28 protein-coding genes are annotated in these 19,340 nt (G+C 47.7%); all 28 read left to right on the top strand.

Annotated features, from left to right (window positions below; all coding sequences use genetic code 11):
- Window position 1 precedes the first annotated feature (1 nt).
- Window positions 2-3,616: a DNA-directed RNA polymerase subunit beta' gene (gene rpoC, locus AC3RCL_RS28875; protein WP_096777174.1), complete on the top strand. Its 3,615-nt coding sequence runs from the start codon at window positions 2-4 to the stop codon at window positions 3,614-3,616.
- 168 nt (window positions 3,617-3,784) lie between these two features.
- Window positions 3,785-4,036, top strand: a complete 252-nt coding sequence (locus AC3RCL_RS28870) for a ribosomal L7Ae/L30e/S12e/Gadd45 family protein (RefSeq protein WP_009591977.1) — start codon at window positions 3,785-3,787, stop codon at window positions 4,034-4,036.
- Window positions 4,037-4,175: 139 nt separating this feature from the next.
- The gene (gene rpsL, locus AC3RCL_RS28865) at window positions 4,176-4,595 is read left to right on the top strand and encodes a 30S ribosomal protein S12 (protein ID WP_006212930.1); all 420 of its coding nucleotides are present in this window, start codon (window positions 4,176-4,178) and stop codon (window positions 4,593-4,595) included.
- A 53-nt stretch (window positions 4,596-4,648) separates the two neighbouring features.
- Window positions 4,649-5,119, top strand: coding sequence for a 30S ribosomal protein S7 (gene rpsG, locus AC3RCL_RS28860; RefSeq protein WP_006212929.1), 471 nt, complete (start codon window positions 4,649-4,651; stop codon window positions 5,117-5,119).
- Window positions 5,120-5,167: 48 nt separating this feature from the next.
- The gene (fusA, locus tag AC3RCL_RS28855) at window positions 5,168-7,249 is read left to right on the top strand and encodes an elongation factor G (protein WP_009591969.1); all 2,082 of its coding nucleotides are present in this window, start codon (window positions 5,168-5,170) and stop codon (window positions 7,247-7,249) included.
- 97 nt (window positions 7,250-7,346) lie between these two features.
- Entirely contained in the window at window positions 7,347-8,537 is a 1,191-nt protein-coding gene (gene tuf, locus AC3RCL_RS28850) for an elongation factor Tu (RefSeq protein WP_009591967.1), read from the top strand.
- A gap of 347 nt (window positions 8,538-8,884) precedes the next feature.
- Window positions 8,885-9,103, top strand: a complete 219-nt coding sequence (locus AC3RCL_RS28845; RefSeq protein ID WP_492533357.1) for a protoglobin domain-containing protein — start codon at window positions 8,885-8,887, stop codon at window positions 9,101-9,103.
- A gap of 11 nt (window positions 9,104-9,114) precedes the next feature.
- Window positions 9,115-10,170 carry a protoglobin domain-containing protein gene (locus tag AC3RCL_RS28840; RefSeq protein WP_492533355.1) on the top strand — a complete coding sequence of 352 codons (1,056 nt, stop codon included), beginning with the start codon at window positions 9,115-9,117 and terminating at the stop codon, window positions 10,168-10,170.
- Between the two features lie 192 nt (window positions 10,171-10,362).
- The gene (rpsJ, locus tag AC3RCL_RS28835) at window positions 10,363-10,671 is read left to right on the top strand and encodes a 30S ribosomal protein S10 (RefSeq protein WP_009589214.1); all 309 of its coding nucleotides are present in this window, start codon (window positions 10,363-10,365) and stop codon (window positions 10,669-10,671) included.
- A gap of 41 nt (window positions 10,672-10,712) precedes the next feature.
- Window positions 10,713-11,336 carry a 50S ribosomal protein L3 gene (rplC, locus tag AC3RCL_RS28830; protein WP_009589211.1) on the top strand — a complete coding sequence of 208 codons (624 nt, stop codon included), beginning with the start codon at window positions 10,713-10,715 and terminating at the stop codon, window positions 11,334-11,336.
- Window positions 11,337-11,362: 26 nt separating this feature from the next.
- Window positions 11,363-11,986, top strand: a complete 624-nt coding sequence (rplD, locus tag AC3RCL_RS28825; RefSeq protein WP_009589231.1) for a 50S ribosomal protein L4 — start codon at window positions 11,363-11,365, stop codon at window positions 11,984-11,986.
- Window positions 11,986-12,279, top strand: coding sequence for a 50S ribosomal protein L23 (gene rplW, locus AC3RCL_RS28820; RefSeq protein ID WP_006212919.1), 294 nt, complete (start codon window positions 11,986-11,988; stop codon window positions 12,277-12,279). The genes rplD and rplW overlap by 1 nt, the downstream gene beginning before the upstream one ends.
- Before the next feature lie 29 nt (window positions 12,280-12,308).
- A complete protein-coding gene (gene rplB / locus AC3RCL_RS28815) occupies window positions 12,309-13,139 on the top strand; it encodes a 50S ribosomal protein L2 (protein ID WP_009589218.1) in 831 nt (276 codons plus the stop codon).
- A 73-nt stretch (window positions 13,140-13,212) separates the two neighbouring features.
- Window positions 13,213-13,488: a 30S ribosomal protein S19 gene (rpsS, locus tag AC3RCL_RS28810; protein WP_006212917.1), complete on the top strand. Its 276-nt coding sequence runs from the start codon at window positions 13,213-13,215 to the stop codon at window positions 13,486-13,488.
- Window positions 13,489-13,524: 36 nt separating this feature from the next.
- Entirely contained in the window at window positions 13,525-13,857 is a 333-nt protein-coding gene (gene rplV, locus AC3RCL_RS28805; RefSeq protein ID WP_015737624.1) for a 50S ribosomal protein L22, read from the top strand.
- 13 nt (window positions 13,858-13,870) lie between these two features.
- Window positions 13,871-14,536 (top strand): 30S ribosomal protein S3, encoded by a 666-nt coding sequence (rpsC, locus tag AC3RCL_RS28800; RefSeq protein ID WP_006212915.1) that lies wholly within the window; start codon window positions 13,871-13,873, stop codon window positions 14,534-14,536.
- A gap of 2 nt (window positions 14,537-14,538) precedes the next feature.
- The gene (gene rplP, locus AC3RCL_RS28795) at window positions 14,539-14,973 is read left to right on the top strand and encodes a 50S ribosomal protein L16 (RefSeq protein WP_009589221.1); all 435 of its coding nucleotides are present in this window, start codon (window positions 14,539-14,541) and stop codon (window positions 14,971-14,973) included.
- On the top strand, window positions 14,963-15,160 hold the full coding sequence (gene rpmC / locus AC3RCL_RS28790) for a 50S ribosomal protein L29 (RefSeq protein WP_007132561.1): 198 nt from the start codon (window positions 14,963-14,965) through the stop codon (window positions 15,158-15,160). The genes rplP and rpmC overlap by 11 nt, the downstream gene beginning before the upstream one ends.
- A 44-nt stretch (window positions 15,161-15,204) precedes the next feature.
- Complete coding sequence (gene rpsQ / locus AC3RCL_RS28785) at window positions 15,205-15,471, top strand: 30S ribosomal protein S17 (protein ID WP_009589223.1); 267 nt, start codon at window positions 15,205-15,207, stop codon at window positions 15,469-15,471.
- 36 nt (window positions 15,472-15,507) lie between these two features.
- A complete protein-coding gene (rplN, locus tag AC3RCL_RS28780) occupies window positions 15,508-15,876 on the top strand; it encodes a 50S ribosomal protein L14 (protein WP_006212911.1) in 369 nt (122 codons plus the stop codon).
- A gap of 77 nt (window positions 15,877-15,953) precedes the next feature.
- The gene (gene rplX / locus AC3RCL_RS28775) at window positions 15,954-16,310 is read left to right on the top strand and encodes a 50S ribosomal protein L24 (RefSeq protein WP_006212910.1); all 357 of its coding nucleotides are present in this window, start codon (window positions 15,954-15,956) and stop codon (window positions 16,308-16,310) included.
- 28 nt (window positions 16,311-16,338) lie between these two features.
- Entirely contained in the window at window positions 16,339-16,881 is a 543-nt protein-coding gene (gene rplE, locus AC3RCL_RS28770) for a 50S ribosomal protein L5 (protein ID WP_007132558.1), read from the top strand.
- 46 nt (window positions 16,882-16,927) lie between these two features.
- Window positions 16,928-17,113, top strand: a complete 186-nt coding sequence (locus AC3RCL_RS28765; RefSeq protein WP_013312154.1) for a type Z 30S ribosomal protein S14 — start codon at window positions 16,928-16,930, stop codon at window positions 17,111-17,113.
- Between the two features lie 33 nt (window positions 17,114-17,146).
- Complete coding sequence (rpsH, locus tag AC3RCL_RS28760) at window positions 17,147-17,545, top strand: 30S ribosomal protein S8 (protein WP_006212908.1); 399 nt, start codon at window positions 17,147-17,149, stop codon at window positions 17,543-17,545.
- A 29-nt stretch (window positions 17,546-17,574) separates the two neighbouring features.
- Window positions 17,575-18,117: a 50S ribosomal protein L6 gene (gene rplF, locus AC3RCL_RS28755; protein ID WP_071221018.1), complete on the top strand. Its 543-nt coding sequence runs from the start codon at window positions 17,575-17,577 to the stop codon at window positions 18,115-18,117.
- Window positions 18,118-18,229: 112 nt separating this feature from the next.
- Entirely contained in the window at window positions 18,230-18,598 is a 369-nt protein-coding gene (gene rplR / locus AC3RCL_RS28750; RefSeq protein WP_090914097.1) for a 50S ribosomal protein L18, read from the top strand.
- Between the two features lie 26 nt (window positions 18,599-18,624).
- Window positions 18,625-19,122 carry a 30S ribosomal protein S5 gene (rpsE, locus tag AC3RCL_RS28745; RefSeq protein WP_009589212.1) on the top strand — a complete coding sequence of 166 codons (498 nt, stop codon included), beginning with the start codon at window positions 18,625-18,627 and terminating at the stop codon, window positions 19,120-19,122.
- Between the two features lie 12 nt (window positions 19,123-19,134).
- Window positions 19,135-19,320, top strand: a complete 186-nt coding sequence (gene rpmD, locus AC3RCL_RS28740; RefSeq protein ID WP_006212904.1) for a 50S ribosomal protein L30 — start codon at window positions 19,135-19,137, stop codon at window positions 19,318-19,320.
- Window positions 19,321-19,340: the final 20 nt, after the last annotated feature.

Genomic DNA, 19,340 nt, shown 5'->3' with positions numbered 1-19,340 from the left:
CTTGTTGGACGTTAACAATTTTGAGTACATGAAAATCGGTCTTGCTTCACCGGAAAAAATCCGTTCTTGGTCTCGCGGAGAGGTGAAGAAGCCGGAAACGATTAACTACCGTACATTGAAGCCGGAGAAAGAAGGCCTCTTCTGCGAGCGTATTTTCGGTCCTCAGAAGGACTGGGAATGTCATTGCGGTAAGTATAAGCGTGTCCGTTATAAAGGAGTAGTCTGCGATCGCTGCGGCGTTGAAGTTACGCGCGCCAAGGTCCGCCGCGAACGGATGGGCCATATCGAGCTCGCAGCTCCTGTATCGCACATTTGGTATTTCAAAGGCATTCCAAGCCGCATGGGTCTGGCTCTGGATATGTCCCCAAGATCTCTTGAGGAGATCATTTACTTCGCATCTTATGTTGTAACCGATCCAGGAGATACGCCGCTGGAGAAAAAGCAATTGCTGTCCGAGAAGGAATACCGCAGCTACCGTGAGAAGTACGGCTACGGCTTCCAAGCCGGCATGGGTGCTGAAGCGGTCAAGAAACTTCTTCAAGACATTGATATCGAGAAAGAGCTTGAATTCCTTAAGGAAGAACTGCGCACTGCACAAGGTCAGCGCCGCAACCGGGCGATCAAACGCCTGGAAGTGATTGAGGCGTTCCGCAACTCCGGCAACAATCCGGAATGGATGATCATGGATGTATTGCCGGTCATTCCGCCGGAGCTTCGTCCGATGGTTCAACTTGATGGCGGACGCTTTGCGACTTCCGACTTGAACGATCTGTACCGCCGTGTTATTAACCGGAACAACCGTCTGAAAAGACTGCTGGATCTCGGCGCGCCGGATATCATTGTTCAAAACGAGAAGCGCATGCTGCAGGAAGCTGTCGATGCACTGATCGACAACGGCCGCCGCGGCCGTCCGGTAACAGGTCCGGGCAACCGTCCGCTTAAATCCCTCAGCCACATGCTGAAGGGTAAACAAGGGCGTTTCCGTCAGAACTTGCTCGGTAAACGGGTTGACTACTCTGGTCGTTCCGTTATCGTCGTAGGTCCTTACCTGAAAATGTACCAATGCGGTCTGCCTAAGAAAATGGCGCTTGAGCTCTTCAAGCCGTTCGTGATGAAAGAACTGGTCAACAAAGGCCTGGCACATAATATCAAGAGTGCGAAACGCAAAGTAGAACGTGTAAGTCCAGAAGTATGGGATGTGCTCGAGGAAGTCATTAAAGAGCATCCGGTTCTTCTGAACCGTGCACCGACGCTTCACAGACTCGGTATTCAAGCATTTGAGCCGATTCTGGTTGAGGGCCATGCGATCCGTCTTCACCCGCTCGTATGTACGGCGTATAACGCTGACTTTGACGGTGACCAAATGGCGGTTCACGTTCCTTTGTCCGCTGAGGCCCAAGCTGAAGCGCGTCTGTTGATGCTGGCATCGGGCAACATTTTGAACCCGAAAGACGGTAAGCCGGTTGTTACGCCGTCTCAGGATATGGTACTGGGTTCCTTCTATCTGACAATGGATAACAAGGAAGAGAAAGGTACCGGCATGATTCTGGGCAGCGTGAACGAAGCGGTTTCCGCTTATCAGCGTGAAGCAGCCGGTCTGCATGCACGCGTAGCGATTCCGGTTAAAGCCCTTGGCAAAACCAGCTTCACCGACAAACAGCAGGATGCGATTTTGATTACGACGATCGGCCGGATTATCTTTAACGAGATTTTCCCTGCCAGCTTCCCGTACATCAATGAAGCGACTCGTACGAACCTGCTGCAAGGCACGCCTGAGAAGTATTTCGTATACGAGAAGGGTGCAGATATTCAAAAAGTGATCCAGGAACTGCCGGTCAGCGGAGCCGTTGGCAAGGAATACCTGGGTTCCATCATTGCACGCTGTTTCGAAACGTACCATACAACGGAAACCTCTGTGATTTTGGATAAAATCAAGCAGATCGGTTTCACATACTCTACCCGTGCAGGCGTAACCGTTGCGGTATCCGACGTTATCGTACCTGACGAGAAGAACGAAATCCTGAAAGAGTCCGACGAGAAGGTTAAAGTGGTAACGAACCAATATCGCCGCGGCTTGATCACGAACGAAGAACGTTATGACCGCGTTATCGACATCTGGTCCAAGACCAAAGACGATATTACGGATGTACTCATGAAGTCGATGGATCGCTTTAACTCGATCATGCTCATGGTGGATTCCAAGGCGCGGGGTAACAAATCGCAGATCACCCAGCTCGGTGGCATGCGGGGTCTGATGGCGAACCCGTCGGGCCGTATCATCGAACTCCCGATCAAATCGAACTTCCGTGAAGGACTGACGGTACTCGAGTACTTCCTGTCCACGCACGGTGCGCGTAAAGGTCTTGCCGATACAGCGCTTCGTACCGCTGACTCCGGTTACTTGACTCGTCGACTTGTCGACGTGGCCCAGGATGTCATCGTTCGCGAAGACGAGTGCAGCACGGATAAAGGCTTTATGGTTAGCCGTATTCAGGACGGCAAGGAAGTGATCGAGGATCTCTATGACCGTATCGAGGGACGTTATGCATTTGAAACCGTTCGTCATCCGGAAACCAAAGAGATCATCGTAAACCGCAACGAATTGATTGACTCCGACAAAGCTGAAGAAATCGTGGCAGCTGGCGTCGAGAAGCTTCAAATTCGTTCCATCTTGAGCTGCCGTGCACGTTATGGCGTTTGCAAAAAATGTTACGGTCGTAACCTGGCTACTGGTAAGCATGTTGAGATTGGTGAAGCGGTTGGTATTATCGCGGCGCAATCTATCGGCGAACCGGGGACACAGCTCACGATGCGTACGTTCCACACAGGCGGCGTTGCCGGTGACGATATTACACAAGGTCTTCCGCGTATCCAGGAGCTCTTTGAAGCCCGTAATCCTAAAGGTCAAGCAACCATTAGTGAGATCGACGGTGTGGTTAAAGAGATCCGTGAAACGAAGGACCGTCGTGAAATCGAAATTCAAGGTGAAGCTGAAACCAAAGTTTACGCGGTTACCTATGGCTCCCGTCTGCGCGTAAGCGAAGGCAAGCACATCGAAGCTGGGGATGAGCTGACCGATGGTTCCATTGATCCGAAGGAGATGCTTCGCATCAAGGGTATCCGTGGCGTGCAAAACTACATCCTTCAGGAAGTTCAGCGCGTATACCGTAACCAAGGCGTAGAAATTAACGATAAGCACGTTGAAGTTATGATCAGACAGATGCTGCGTAAATTCCGTATCGTGGATGCGGGAGATACCAACCTGCTGCCAGGCTCCTTCGTGGATATGCATGAATACGAGACAGCTAATAAAGACGCTATTCTTTCCGGGAAAGAACCAGCGGTTGCCAAACCGGTTCTCCTCGGTATTACGAAGGCATCTCTCGAAACCGATTCGTTCTTGTCGGCGGCCTCCTTCCAGGAGACGACTCGCGTGTTGACCGACGCTGCCATTAAAGGTAAAGTCGATCAGCTGCTTGGTCTGAAAGAGAATGTTATCATTGGTAAGCTGATCCCTGCGGGAACCGGTATGAACCGATATCGCAGTGTGAAGTTCGCGGGACAGGACGATGTGAATGACGAAAGTCAGGAACTAGAAACAGCTTCTATAGATTAAGAGACAGTCAGGTGACGGGGAGATGACGCGTCGTAAGACGATGAATCTCCCTGTTCCAATGTTTCTTTTTTCCTGATTTAATAGCTTGACATCGTTTAAGGCAGATGCTAATATAGCAAAGGTGCGTGAATAGTTTCTTTGTTCCCTGTTCTTTTGGAGGAATGACTTGTGTCTAATGATAAAGGATTACAGGATGCACACATCAAGATTGGCACCAAACAAACGATGAAGGCCGTTGAATCTGGTCTGGCCGCTGAGGTTTATGTGGCTGAAGATTGCGACCAGCGTTTGATTTCAAAAGTCGTATCCGAGTGTGATAAGAATGGCGTGCATATCAACTATGTACCCACGATGACAGAACTTGGGGAAGCATGCGGTATTGAAGTCGGTGCAGCTATGGTAGCTGTCTTGAAATCATGATTTGAGAAATCGTTTTTGTTGGAGAAGGCGTTACTTCTCTCGGCAAAAACTTTTCATTTGTTCTTTTATGAACCGCCTGGGTCTGTGGACTTAAATGGGTTCGTAATCGAATGATAAATACGGGAAGGGGGTGGCTAGCATGCCAACAATTAACCAACTGGTTCGCAAGGGCCGTCAAGCTAAAGTTTACAAATCGAAATCTCCAGCTCTTCAAAAAGGTTTTAACGCTTTGAAACGTGAGGAGACCGACTTGAGCGCTCCGCAAAAACGCGGTGTATGCACTCGTGTAGGCACGATGACGCCGAAAAAACCGAACTCCGCACTTCGTAAATATGCTCGTGTTCGCTTGACGAACCGCATTGAGGTGACGGCTTACATTCCGGGTATCGGACATAACTTGCAAGAGCACAGTGTTGTATTGGTTCGCGGTGGACGGGTAAAAGACCTTCCGGGTGTACGTTACCATATCGTTCGCGGCGCACTTGATACCGCTGGTGTAAACAACCGGATGCAAGCTCGTTCCAAATACGGCACGAAGCGTCCGAAAGCAAAAAGCTAATTGATGCTCATGTTTTCTTAACATGACTCATGACTGAAGAAAGGGGGATATCCATGCCACGCAAAGGTCCAGTAACTAAAAGAGACGTGCTGCCAGATCCGGTGTACAACAGCAAACTGGTAACTCGTCTGATCAACCGCATCATGTTGGATGGTAAAAGAGGTGTTGCTCAAAGCATCCTTTACAATTCGTTCAACATCATCAAGGAACGTACTGGTAATGATCCGATGGAAGTGTTTGAAGCAGCTATCAAGAACATCATGCCAGTATTGGAAGTTAAAGCTCGTCGTGTCGGCGGTGCTAACTACCAGGTTCCGATCGAAGTTAAACCAGAGAGACGTACATCCCTTGGATTACGTTGGCTCGTAAACTACTCCCGCAACCGCGGTGAGAAGACGATGGAAGAGCGTTTGGCGGCTGAGATCATCGACGCTTCCAACAACACAGGCGCTTCCGTTAAGAAACGCGAAGACACGCACAAAATGGCTGAAGCGAACAAAGCGTTTGCTCACTACCGTTGGTAGGATTCAGCAACTAATTTATACTTCAAATTTTGAAGGGAGACTATTCGCATGGCGACAAGAGAGTTCTCCTTGAAAAATACACGTAATATCGGGATCATGGCGCATATTGACGCTGGTAAAACGACCACTACAGAGCGGATTTTGTTCTATACGGGCCGTACGCACAAAATCGGGGAAGTTCACGAGGGTGCAGCTACAATGGACTGGATGGAACAGGAGCAGGAGCGCGGTATCACGATTACGTCCGCTGCGACTACCGCTTCTTGGAAGGGTCATCGCGTTAATATTATCGACACCCCGGGGCACGTTGACTTCACAGTAGAAGTTGAACGTTCCCTTCGTGTATTGGATGGGGCAGTAGGTGTATTCAGTGCGAAAGAGGGCGTTGAACCTCAGTCGGAGACTGTTTGGAGACAAGCAGACCGTTACGGAGTTCCGCGGATCGCATACGTAAACAAAATGGATATTATCGGTGCCGACTACTTGAACGTAGTTAAAGATATGAGAGAGCGTCTGCAAGCGAACGCGGTAGCAATTCAGCTTCCGATCGGTGCAGAGAACGATTTCATTGGCATCATCGATATTATCGAGGAAAAAGCTTATATGTATAAGGATGACCTCGGGCAAAATATCGAAGAAACCGAAATTCCAGCAGAATTCAAGGATCAAGTGGAAGAGCTTCGCAACGAGTTGGTTGAGAAGGTAGCAGAACTTGACGAAGACTTGACAATGAAATATCTTGAAGGTGAAGAAATCACCATCGCTGAGTTGAAAGCTGCTCTGCGTAAAGGTGTTGTCGAAGTTAAGATCTTCCCGGTTATCTGCGGATCTTCTTACCGTAACAAAGGCGTTCAGTTGATGCTTGATGCCGTAATCGATTATTTGCCGGCTCCAACTGACGTTCCAGACATCAAGGGTACCCTTGAAGACGGAACCGAAGCTATTCGGCATTCTTCCGATGACGAGCCGTTCTCGGCTTTGGCATTCAAAATCGCAACCGACCCTTACGTTGGTAAGCTGACATTCTTCCGCGTATACTCCGGCGTACTGCAATCCGGTTCTTACGTACTGAATGCAACAAAAGGCAAGCGTGAGCGCATTGGTCGTATCCTTCAAATGCATGCGAACAGCCGTCAAGAAATTTCCGAAGTATTCGCCGGAGATATCGCAGCTGCCGTAGGTTTGAAAGATACGGGCACAGGTGATACACTATGTGATGAGAAAAACCCGGTTATCCTGGAGTCCATGAACTTCCCTGATCCGGTTATCGAAATCGCAGTTGAGCCTAAAACAAAAGCTGACCAAGATAAAATGGGCGTGGCTCTCGGTAAGTTGACGGAAGAGGATCCAACTCTTCGTGCGCATACCGATGAAGAAACTGGCCAAACGATCTTGGCAGGTATGGGTGAGCTTCACTTGGACATCATCATCGACCGTATGCGTCGTGAGTTCAAGGTAGAAACCAACGTGGGTAAACCACAGGTAGCTTACCGCGAAACATTCCGTGCGCCAGCTCGCGTTGAAGGTAAATTCGTTCGTCAGTCCGGTGGTCGTGGTCAATACGGTCACGTATGGGTTGAGTTCGAACCTCTGGAACCTGGTAGCGGTAACCAATTCGACAGCAAGGTTGTCGGTGGTTCTGTACCAAGAGAATACATTGGTCCTGCACAACAAGGTATTGAAGAGCAAATGAAGAACGGTGTACTTGCCGGCTTCCCGCTTGTTGACGTTAAAGCAACCATCGTCGACGGTTCGTACCATGATGTTGACTCCAATGAAATGGCGTTTAAAATCGCTGGTTCCATGGCTCTGAAAGCAGCTAAAGACAAGTGTAAGCCTGTCCTGCTCGAGCCAATCATGAAAGTTGAAGTTACCGTGCCTGAGGAATACATGGGCGACGTAATGGGTATGCTGAACTCCCGCCGTGGACGTATCGAAGGTATGGACTCCCGTGGTGGTACTCAAATTATCCGTGCGAAAGTGCCTCTCTCCGAAATGTTCGGTTACTCCACTACTCTTCGCTCCGGTACACAAGGACGCGGCGTGTTCTCCATGGAACTCTCCCACTACGAAGAAGTTCCTAAGAATATCTCCGATGAAATTGTGTCCAAGATCAAAGGCGGAGAATAATAACGTTTTACCTGCTGGATAGGAGGCGGGACCAAACATCCCGTTAACTCCGCTTCCGGCCCAACATATATAATCCCCTTAAGGAGGAATTGTTCAAATGGCAAAGGCTAAATACGAACGTACGAAACCCCATGTTAACATCGGTACTATCGGTCACGTTGACCATGGTAAAACAACTTTGACTGCTGCAATTACATCTGTATTGTCCAAAACTTACGGTGGCGCAGCAATGTCCTTCGATCAAATCGACAAAGCTCCAGAAGAGCGCGAACGCGGTATCACAATCTCTACTTCCCACGTAGAGTATGAAACTGATGCTCGTCACTACGCACACGTTGACTGCCCAGGTCACGCTGACTATGTTAAAAACATGATCACTGGTGCTGCTCAAATGGACGGAGCAATCCTGGTTGTATCCGCAGCTGACGGCCCAATGCCGCAAACTCGCGAGCACATCCTGTTGTCCCGCCAAGTAGGCGTTCCTTACATCGTTGTATTCTTGAACAAATGCGACATGGTTGAAGACGAAGAGCTCTTGGAATTGGTTGAAATGGAAGTTCGCGACCTTCTGAGCGAGTACGACTTCCCAGGCGACGACACTCCGATCACTCGTGGTTCCGCTCGTGAAGCTCTGCAAAACCCAGAAGGCGAATGGGCACAAAAAATCGTTGAAATGTTCAAAACAATCGACGAGTACATCCCATTGCCTGAGCGCGACACTGACAAGCCTTTCTTGATGCCTGTCGAGGACGTATTCTCCATCACTGGTCGTGGTACCGTTGCTACAGGTCGTGTAGAGCGTGGTACGATCAAAGTCGGTGACGAGATCGAAATCGTTGGTATCGCTGAAGAAACTAAGAAATCCGTTGTTACGGGCGTTGAAATGTTCCGTAAATTGCTGGATTCCGCACAAGCTGGTGACAACATCGGTGCATTGCTTCGTGGTGTTGAGCGTACTCAAATCGAGCGCGGTCAAGTACTTGCTAAGCCTGCTTCCGTTAAACCACACACTGAGTTCACAGCTCAAGTATACGTACTGAGCAAAGAAGAAGGCGGACGTCATAAGCCTTTCTTCACTGGCTACCGTCCACAGTTCTACTTCCGTACTACGGACGTAACTGGTGTGATCAACCTGCCAGAAGGTTCTGAAATGGTTATGCCTGGTGATAACATCACTGTAACGGTTAACCTGATCAGCCCAATCGCGATCGAAGAAGGAACTAAGTTCTCCATTCGTGAAGGCGGCCGTACCGTAGGTGCTGGTTCCGTTGCTTCCATCATTAAATAATTAAGGCTTCGAACTGCCTTGCATATAGCAACAGTGTATTGTAACGAGCAACAATGTGATGTCCTGATAAAAGAGTCTGATCCCTTGGATCGGGCTCTTTTTCTATTTGTAGGGATACCCCTGTGATCTCTGCGGCTAAACTAAAACCTTAAGAGTAGGATTTGTAGAAAATTAGTCAAGCTTACTGTACAGAATATGCCATATATTCAAGGATTCATTCTATTTATTTGGTTCCGATATGATTACAATCTTTGATTGAAGTCAGTTAAGGAATTAGAAATTATCTGTTATATAGAATGGAGATCACAGCCTGTATGAAATGTCCGTTTGCATGGATGAAGAGGAGTTTGGAAGATGAAGTTCAGCCTGAAGTAGAACTGCGCAATTCAGAAGAGGCCCGTTATGTGTATCAAGAACCATTAGGCGAGTTGAATGATCAAATGCGGATGATTGGTCTTACCGAGGGGGATCTTCAGCTTTTGAGGCAGCTCCGTCCGCAAATGGAGGAGAGGCTCGAGGAGATAACAGAAGCATTTTTCAGTCTGTCGTGGGTGTGGATAAGTTAAGGGAGATTATCGTGGAACACAGTACGATTGAAAGATTAAAGCAGACATTAAAGGATCATCTTCTCGAAATATGGAATGGAGAAATCAATGAAGCTTATGTGGCAAAAAGGCTGCGCATTGCCGAGGTGCATAAGCGCGTGGGGCTTGAGCCTAAATGGTACTTGTCCGCTTTCCAGAACTTACAGAACGAATTCTTCAAGATGATCTATAGAGAGGTTGTAGGAGAAGAACAACAAATACGGCTAGTGTCGACGATTACCAAGTTGCTTAGCCTGGAGCAGCAGCTAGTGCTGGAAGCTTACGAGAGAGAAAACTTAAGTGAGAAGCAGTTCCAGTATGATAGGGTAAGAAAAGAGCTGAAACAGAACATTGATGCTTTTGTTAGCGAATTATCCGGGCTGACGCTGGATATTAATGAGGCTGTAGAACGCCTGATGACCAGCAGTAGCGAGATGGCTGATACATTTGAACGCACTTCGACCACAACGCAGGGCTCGATATCGGATGCAAGGGCCGGTGAAGCAAAAATAGCAGAGTTGGAGGATCAAATGAATGCGATTGACCAAAGCGCGGCCGGGATGCAGCATGCGGTGCAAGAACTTCAGGAATCCTCCAAGCAGATTTCCGTTATAGCGGTGAATGTTCAGGAAATAGCCTCCCAGATCAAGCTGCTTTCCTTAAATGCCACCATAGAAGCAGCACGCGCCGGAGAGCATGGAAAGGGTTTTGCCGTTGTAGCCCAAGAGGTAAGCCGACTGTCGGAGGACACGAGGACGACCGTGAACCGAATTGCAGATATCGTATCCAAGTCGAGATCCATCACGGCGGAAGTGGTAGAATCTATTAACCAGGTTCAAGGGCTAACGATGCAAGGGAAGAGGCAGTCCGAGGAATCCAGCAAGCAGTTCTCCAGCATTCTGATGTCCGTACAGTCCGGTGCAGAACGAATGATGAGCGCGGAGAAAGAAATGAAGCTGCTCTCCATGACGATTGGAAGCATCCGGGAAGCCACGTCCGAAGCTGCGGTTTCAGCCGAAAATTTCAAGGAAAGCACGGAGCGAATGTAAATACATATCAAATATGAATTAGTGCTTGCAATGCGCCTATCTTTTATATATAATAGTGAATGTTGTTCTGCGACGTTGCGATGATGTGAGAGGTTACCGACACACCCGGCCCCTTTGCCATGAGGTGGGTGGTTGGAAAATTTTCACGGAGTATGTCCGATACCAAATTGGGCGATAGAAGGAGGGAATAAAATGGCAAAGCAAAAAATTCGTATTCGCTTGAAAGCATACGACCACAGAGTTCTTGATCAATCCGCTGAGAAAATTGTTGAGACAGCAAAACGTTCGGGTGCTGGTGTATCCGGTCCGATCCCGCTTCCAACTGAGAAACAAGTAATTACCATTCTCCGTGCGGTGCACAAGTATAAGGATTCTCGGGAACAGTTCGAAATGCGTACACATAAACGCTTGATCGACATCGTGAACCCGACTCCACAAACTGTGGATGCCTTGATGCGCTTGGACCTGCCGTCCGGTGTAGATATCGAAATCAAACTGTAAGCATTGCATAACGAATTAGAGAAGAGAAAAGAGGTGTCAACATGAAAGGTATCTTAGGTAGAAAGCTCGGAATGACTCAAGTATTTACCCCTGAGGGTGTTGTAATTCCTGTAACGGTTATCGAAGCAGGTCCTTGTGTTGTTCTACAAAAGAAAGATCTGGAAAACGACGGATACGAAGCGATCCAAGTTGGTTTCTCCGATAAGAAAGAGAACAGATCTAACAAACCAGAAGCAGGCCATGCGAAAAAAGCAAACACTGCGCCTAAGCGCTACGTTCGCGAAATTCGCGGTGTTGACCTCGCGAGTGTCGAGGTCGGACAAGAGCTGAAGGCTGATGTCTTCGCAGAAGGCGAATTTGTTGACGTAACGGGTATTTCCAAAGGTAAAGGATTCCAAGGCGTAATCAAGCGTTGGGGCCAAAGCCGCGGACCAATGTCTCACGGTTCCCGTTATCACCGTAGACCGGGTTCCATGGGTTCGATCCAGGCAAACCGTGTTCCTAAAGGAAAGCGTCTGCCAGGTCACATGGGCAATGAGACAGTTACGATCCAAAAGCTCGAAGTTGTTAAAGTCGACGCAGAGCGTAACGTAATCCTTGTTAAAGGCTCCATTCCAGGACCTAAAAAAGGTTTCGTTCAAATCAAAGAAACGGTGAAGAAATAATCGCCTAAAGAAAGGAGGAACAAACAATGCCTAAAGTAGCACTTTATAATGTCAGCGGTAGCCAGGTTGGCGAAGTAGAATTGAATGAAGCTGTATTCGGCATCGAGCCGAACGCTCACGTACTGCACAGCGCAGTATTGCTGCAGCGCGCTTCCCTTCGTCGTGGTACCCACAAAGTAAAAGGACGTTCTGAAGTACGCGGCGGCGGACGTAAGCCTTGGAAACAAAAAGGTACCGGCCGTGCTCGTCAAGGTTCGATCCGTTCTCCACAATGGAAAGGCGGCGGCGTGGTATTTGGACCGACTCCGCGCAGCTACACGTTTAAACTTCCTAAGAAAGTTCGTCGTTTGGCTATCAAATCCGCTTTGTCTTCCAAAGTGATTGACAACGCAATTATCGTATTGGATCAACTGACGCTGAACACGCCGAAAACGAAAGAGTTTGCTAACATCCTTAGCAACCTGAAAGTAGGCCGTAAAGCTCTGATCGTTGCTCCAAGCTATGATGATAATGTAGCCCTTTCCGCACGTAATATTCCTGGTGTGAAATTCGTAGCGGCTGACGGCATTAATGTTCTTGACGTACTGTCGTACGATCAACTGATCATTACGAAGGAAGCAGTTCAGAAGGTAGAGGAGGTGCTCGCGTAATGAAAGACCCACGCGATATAATCAAGCGCCCGGTGATCACGGAACGTACGGCTGACTACATGGCAGAGCTGAAATATGCTTTTGAAGTGGATATCCGTGCTAACAAGACCGAGATCAAGCAAGCTGTCGAATCTATTTTTAAAGTAAAAGTATCGAACGTGAATACGATGCGTGTCCCTGCTAAACCAAAACGTTACGGCCGTTATTCCGGTTACACAACCGAATGGAAAAAGGCAATCGTGACTTTGGCACCAGACAGCAAACCGCTCGAGTTCTTTGAATCGGTTGAATAAGAATTTCTTAAGTAAGGAGGGAAAATTCAGTGCCTATTAAAAAGTATAAACCGACATCCCCGGCTCGACGCAACATGTCCGTGTCGACTTTCGAAGAAATCACCACGAATCAGCCGGAGAAATCGTTGCTGGCTCCACTGAGCAAAACAGCTGGCCGCAACAACCAAGGTAAAATTACGGTTCGTCACCATGGCGGCGGACACAAACGTAAATACCGTATCATCGACTTCAAACGGAATAAAGACGGCATTCCAGGTCGCGTTGCTACAATCGAATACGACCCGAACCGTACTTCCAACATCGCTCTGATTCACTATGTAGATGGTGAAAAGCGTTATATCATCGCTCCTAAAGGTCTGAAAGTTGGAGACCAAGTAGTATCTGGAGTAGGTGCTGACATCAAGATCGGTAACGCGCTTCCTCTGGAAAACATTCCAGTAGGTACAGTTATCCACAACATCGAATTGAAACCAGGCAAAGGCGGACAATTGGTTCGTGCTGCTGGTACAGAAGCTCAGCTTCTCGGTAAAGAAGACAAGTACGTAACGGTTCGTCTTTCTTCCGGTGAAGTTCGTCGCATCCTGAAAGTTTGCCGTGCAACCATCGGTTCTGTGGGTAACCAAGACCATGAGTTGATCAAAATCGGTAAAGCAGGCCGCAGCCGCTGGCTCGGACAACGTCCTGAAGTACGCGGTGTCGTCATGAACCCTAACGATCACCCTCACGGTGGTGGTGAAGGCCGCGCTCCAATCGGACGTAAGTCTCCTATGTCTCCATGGGGTAAACCAACCCTTGGTGCTAAGACTCGTAAAAAAGGCAAAGCTTCTGACAAATATATCGTTCGCCGCCGCACGAAGTAATGCGCGCTTAAGTGCATAACTTCGTGTCAGGCCCGAAGGTAACGAGACAATTTGATGAAGGGAGGATTTCAATATGAGCCGTAGTTTGAAAAAAGGACCTTTTATTGACGGATATCTGCTCAAAAAAGTGGAGGATATGAACGCCGCAAGCAAAAAGGCTGTGATCAAAACCTGGTCCCGCCGCTCCACTATTTTCCCGCAATTTATCGGTCACACGTTCGGTGTATACGATGGCCGTAAACATGTACCTGTATATGTAACTGAGGACATGGTAGGACACAAGTTGGGTGAGTTCGCTCCAACCCGTACTTACAAAGGTCATGAAGACGATAAGAAAACAAGAAGATAATTAACGAAGCTCTTTGTTTGAGAGGAGGTTAAACATATGGAAGCAAAAGCACATGCTAGATCGATTCGTATTGCTCCTCGTAAAGCTCAACTCGTTGTTGACTTGATCCGCGGTAAGCAAGTCGGCGAAGCGATCGCAATTCTTCGTCACACTCCGAAAGCTGCATCTCCGGTTGTTGAGAAGCTTTTGAACTCGGCTATCGCAAACGCTGAGCATAACTACTCTTTGGATGTAACTAAATTGGTTGTGACGCAAGCTTATGTCAACCAGGGACCGACTATGAAACGTTTCCGCCCTCGTGCGATGGGACGTGCAAGCCGGATCAATAAACGCACCAGCCACATTACTTTGGTGGTAGCTGAAAAATAAGGAGGGAAAACGTGTGGGCCAAAAGGTAAATCCAGTAGGACTCCGTATCGGTATTATCCGTGATTGGGAATCCAAATGGTATGCAGGCAAAGATTTCGGTGATCTTTTGCTGGAAGACGTGAAAATCCGTGAATACCTGAAAAATAAATTGAAAGACTCCGCTGTATCCCGTATCGAAATCGAGAGAGCGGCTAATCGTGTGAACGTGACGATCCACACTGCGAAGCCAGGTATGGTTATCGGTAAAGGTGGTTCCGAAGTAGAAGTACTGCGCGGACAAGTGACTAAAATCGCCGGCGGTAAAAAAGTTCACATCAACATTTCTGAAATCAAGAACCCTGAACTGGACGCAATTCTTGTTGCTGAAAGCATTGCACAACAGCTGGAACGTCGTGTATCTTTCCGTCGCGCACTGAAACAAGCGATTCAAAGAACTATGCGCTCTGGAGCGAAAGGGATTAAAACATCGGTCAGCGGACGTCTTGGCGGAGCCGAGATTGCTCGTACGGAAGGCTACAGTGAAGGAACTGTTCCACTTCATACGCTTCGTGCAGACATCGACTATGGTACAGCAGAAGCGCATACGACTTACGGCCGTATCGGCGTGAAAGTATGGATCTATCGTGGAGAGGTTCTTCCTACGGCTAAGAAACAAGCTGCTCAGGAAGGAGGCAACTAATCATGTTGGTACCAAAACGTGTAAAACACCGCAAACAACAGCGCGGCCATATGAGAGGCCAAGCGAAAGGCGGTACTGAACTGAACTTCGGCGAATTCGGTCTGCAAGCTACAGAACCAGGCTGGATCACGAACCGTCAGATCGAAGCTGCTCGTATCGCGATGACTCGTTACATCCGTCGTGGCGGTAAAGTATGGATCAAGATTTTCCCAGATAAGCCGATTACTCAAAAGCCTCTCGAAGTGCGGATGGGTAGCGGTAAAGGTAACGTTGAGAAATGGGTTGCCGTTGTAAAACCAGGCAAGATCATGTTTGAACTTGGAGGCGTGTCCGAGGAAATCGCCCGCGAAGCGATGCGTCTCGCCGCTCACAAGCTGCCTGTAAAAACGAAGTTTGTGAAACGAGAAGAAGTGGGTGGTGAAGCAAATGAAAGCTAATGAACTGCGCAACTTAACCACTGCAGAAATTGAGCAAAAAATCGCCGGATTTAAAGAGGAACTCTTTAACCTCCGTTTTCAATTGGCCACTGGCCAGCTTGATAACCCGACTCGGATCCGTGACGTTCGCAAAGAAATAGCTCGTGCTAAAACCGTTATCCGTGAAAGAGAACTTGGGATTAGTTAATGAAATGGAACGTCATGTTCTGTATTCAGGAAGGAGGCTAACAAATGAGCGAAGAACGCAATGCTCGTAAAGTGCAAATCGGTAAAGTTGTCAGCGATAAAATGGATAAAACCATTGTTGTAGCTGTTGAAACTTATAAGAAGCATGACTTGTATCACAAACGCATTAAATACACGAAAAAATTTAAAGCGCATGATGAGAACAATCAAGCTCAAATCGGAGATACCGTTAAAATCATGGAAACTCGCCCTCTCTCCAAAGACAAGCGCTGGAGACTGGTAGAAGTGGTTGAAAAAGCGGTTATCATCTAAGATATGATCAGTTTTTGATGGAAGGAGGAAATTTAAATGATTCAACCATTTACACGTTTAGCTGTTGCTGACAACTCCGGTGCGAAGGAACTGATGTGTATCCGCGTATTGGGTGGTACTGGTCGTCGTACAGCTCAAATCGGTGATTTGATCGTATGTTCCGTCAAACAAGCAACACCAGGCGGCGTTGTCAAAAAGGGTGATGTAGTAAGAGCGGTAGTCGTTCGTACGAAGCGTTCTGTACGTCGTAAAGACGGATCTTACATCTCATTTGACGAGAATGCAGCTGTTGTTGTTAAAGACGACAGAAGCCCACGCGGAACTCGTATTTTCGGACCAGTTGCTCGCGAACTTCGCGAAAGAGACTACATGAAAATCGTTTCCTTGGCTCCGGAAGTAATCTAATAACACCCCAAAAAGTGACGTAACTTTTCGGGAACCCGATAAATAGTTGAACTGGCTAGTCATAGGAGGTGTAACGAATGCCTAAAGTGAAAAAAGTTCTGGAATCCCATAGCAACAAACTGCACGTGAAAAAAGATGATACAGTTATCGTCATCAGCGGTAAAGACAAAGGCAAAAAAGGCCGTGTCATCGCAGCGTACCCTCGTGAAAATCGTGTTTTGGTTGAAGGTGTGAACATGATCAAGAAGCACCAGAAGCCAAACCAAATGAACCCACAAGGCGGTATCATCGAGAAGGAAGCTCCGATCCATGTATCGAACGTTATGCACGTTGATCCGAAGAGCGGAAAAGTAACTCGTATCGGTTACAAAGTACTGGACAACGGTAAAAAAGTTCGCGTAGCTAAAAGATCCGGAGAAGTTATCGATAAATAAGACGGTTTAGAAAGGAGGTCCTTGAATCATGGCAGCAAGAATGAAAGAGCGTTTTTTGAACGAAGTAACTCCTGCTCTGATGCAGAAGTTTAGCTATAAGACAGTAATGCAAGTACCAAAAATCGAGAAGGTTGTCATCAACATGGGTGTGGGTGACGCTGTAGCCAACTCGAAAGTGCTTGATTCCGCTGTGAACGACATGCAGCTGATTGCTGGTCAAAAACCGGTTATCACCCGTGCAAAGAAATCCATCGCGGGATTCAAACTGCGTGAGAACATGCCGATCGGTGTGAAGGTAACGCTGCGCGGTGAGCGCATGTACTACTTCCTCGACAAGCTGTTCAACGTTACACTTCCACGTGTACGTGACTTCCAAGGCGTGTCCACCAAAGCATTTGACGGACGCGGTAACTATACGCTCGGTCTGAAAGAGCAGCTCATTTTCCCTGAAATTGAGTATGACAAAGTGGATAAGGTTCGCGGTATGGACATCGTTATCGTAACGACTGCTAAAACCGACGAAGAATCCCGTGAACTGCTTGCTCAACTGGGCATGCCTTTCGCGAAATAAGACGGTTGTCCTTTTCTCCGAAACTATTTAGGAGGTGTCAGGCTAAGTGGCAAAAACTTCGATGAAAGTTAAACAACAACGTACACCGAAATTCAAAGTACGGGCATATACCCGTTGTGAACGTTGTGGTCGTCCACATTCGGTACTGCAGAAGTTTAAAATTTGCAGAATTTGTTTCCGTGAATTAGCTTATAAAGGCCAGATTCCTGGCGTGAAAAAAGCAAGCTGGTAAGAAGTTTATAAACGGGAAGGAGGTTTATCCTACATGACTATGTCCGATCCAATTGCAGATATGCTAACTCGTATTCGTAACGCGAACACGGTTCGCCACGAAACAGTAGAAATGCCTGCTTCGACGATTAAAAAACAAATCGCTGACATCTTGAAGCGTGAAGGCTTCATCCGTGATGCAGAGTTTGTGGAAGACAATAAACAAGGGATCATTCGTGTATTCCTGAAATATGGTTCCAACAACGAGCGCGTAATCACAGGTCTGAAAAGAATCAGCAAACCAGGTCTTCGCGTTTACACGAAGAGCAACGAAGTACCTCGCGTACTTGGTGGTTTGGGTATTGCGATCATCTCCACGTCTAAGGGAGTTATGACCGACAAAGAAGCTCGTCAATCCAAAGCTGGCGGAGAAGTTCTCTGCTACGTATGGTAATCAACGTCACAAGATAGGAGGTGTAATGAATGTCCCGTATTGGTCGTAAACCAATTGCTATTCCTAACGGTGTGGAAGTCACACTGGATAACACTGTAATCACTGTAAAAGGACCTAAAGGTACCTTGACTCGTGAATTGCATAAAGACATGCAAATTACAGTAGAAAACAACGAGATCAATGTTGTTCGTCCTTCCGACAACAAAACACATCGCTCTCTTCACGGCACGACCCGCAGCGTTGTCTCGAATATGGTCAACGGTGTAACTGAAGGATTCTCGAAAAACCTTGAGTTGGTTGGTGTCGGATACCGTGCAAGCAAATCCGGAGATAAAATCGTTCTGAACGTGGGTTACTCCCACCCAGTTGAAATTACACCGGAGCCAGGTATTGAATTCGACGTACCGGCTAACACGAAAATCACGGTTCGCGGTATCGATAAAGAGCGCGTAGGTGCATACGCTGCTAAGATTCGTTCCGTACGTGAGCCTGAGCCTTACAAAGGTAAAGGGATTAAATACGAAGGTGAACGCATTATCCGTAAGGAAGGTAAAGCTGGTAAGAAGAAGTAAGGTTAGCTGACTGGGGATCTACCTGGTTGATAACTTGCCTCTTCTCCCATACTTACCCGATGCGTCTAAAAGTGAAGCTCTTAAGGCAAAACTGAAGGGAGGAAATGGAAGCATGATCACGAAACAAGACAAGAACAAAGCTCGTCTGAAAAGACACCTGCGTGTCCGTAAGAAAATCCAAGGCACTGCAGAACGTCCACGTCTGAACGTGTTCCGTTCTTCGAAACACATCTATGCTCAATTGATCGACGACGTGGCTGGCGTGACTTTGGCATCAGCTTCTACGCTGGACAAAGAACTGGTTAGCGACATCAAGAACGGCGGAAGCGTTGAATCCGCTCGTAAAGTCGGCGAACTCGTTGCAAAACGTGCAGCAGACAAAGGTTATAAATCGATCGTATTCGATCGTGGTGGATATTTGTACCATGGACGTATTCAAGCACTTGCAGAGGCAGCTCGCGAAGCAGGCCTTGAATTCTAAGATATTTTCAAAAGGAGGTAAACGACTTGCGTGTAGATCCTAACACTTTAGAACTGACTGAAAGAGTAGTAAACATTAACCGCGTTGCTAAAGTTGTAAAAGGCGGACGTCGCTTTAGCTTTAGCGCACTGGTAGTTGTCGGTGATGGCAAAGGTTGGGTAGGAGCAGGTATCGGTAAAGCAGGCGAAGTACCGGATGCAATCCGCAAAGGTATTGAAGATGCTAAGAAAAACCTGATTCACATTCCACTTGTTGGAACCACTATTCCTCACCTCGTAACAGGACACTTCGGAGCAGGCCGCGTATTGTTGAAGCCGGCATCTGAAGGTACTGGGGTTATCGCTGGCGGACCGGTTCGTGCAGTACTCGAGCTGGCTGGCGTAGGCGACATTTTGACAAAATCTCTAGGTTCTTCGAACTCCATGAACATGGTCAATGCGACTTTGGAAGGCTTGTCCCGCCTGAAGCGTGTTGAAGATGTTGCCAAGCTTCGCGGCAAATCCGTCGAAGAGCTGTTGGGTTAAGGAGGGAATCTCATGGCTAAACTTGAAATCACCCTCGTACGCAGCGTGATTGGTCGTCCAGAGGATCAGCGTGCAACCGTGAAAACACTCGGACTTCGCAAAATCAACCATTCCGTGGTTCAAAGCGACAATGCTGCAATTCGCGGAATGATCAAGAAAGTAAATCACCTGGTTTCTGTTAAAGAAATCGAAGGTTAATCCCGGGCAGTTTATCCCCG

The sequence above is a fragment of the Paenibacillus sp. MT86 genome, from assembly GCF_058792535.1.
This window is presented reverse-complemented; position numbering and strand designations above follow the sequence as displayed.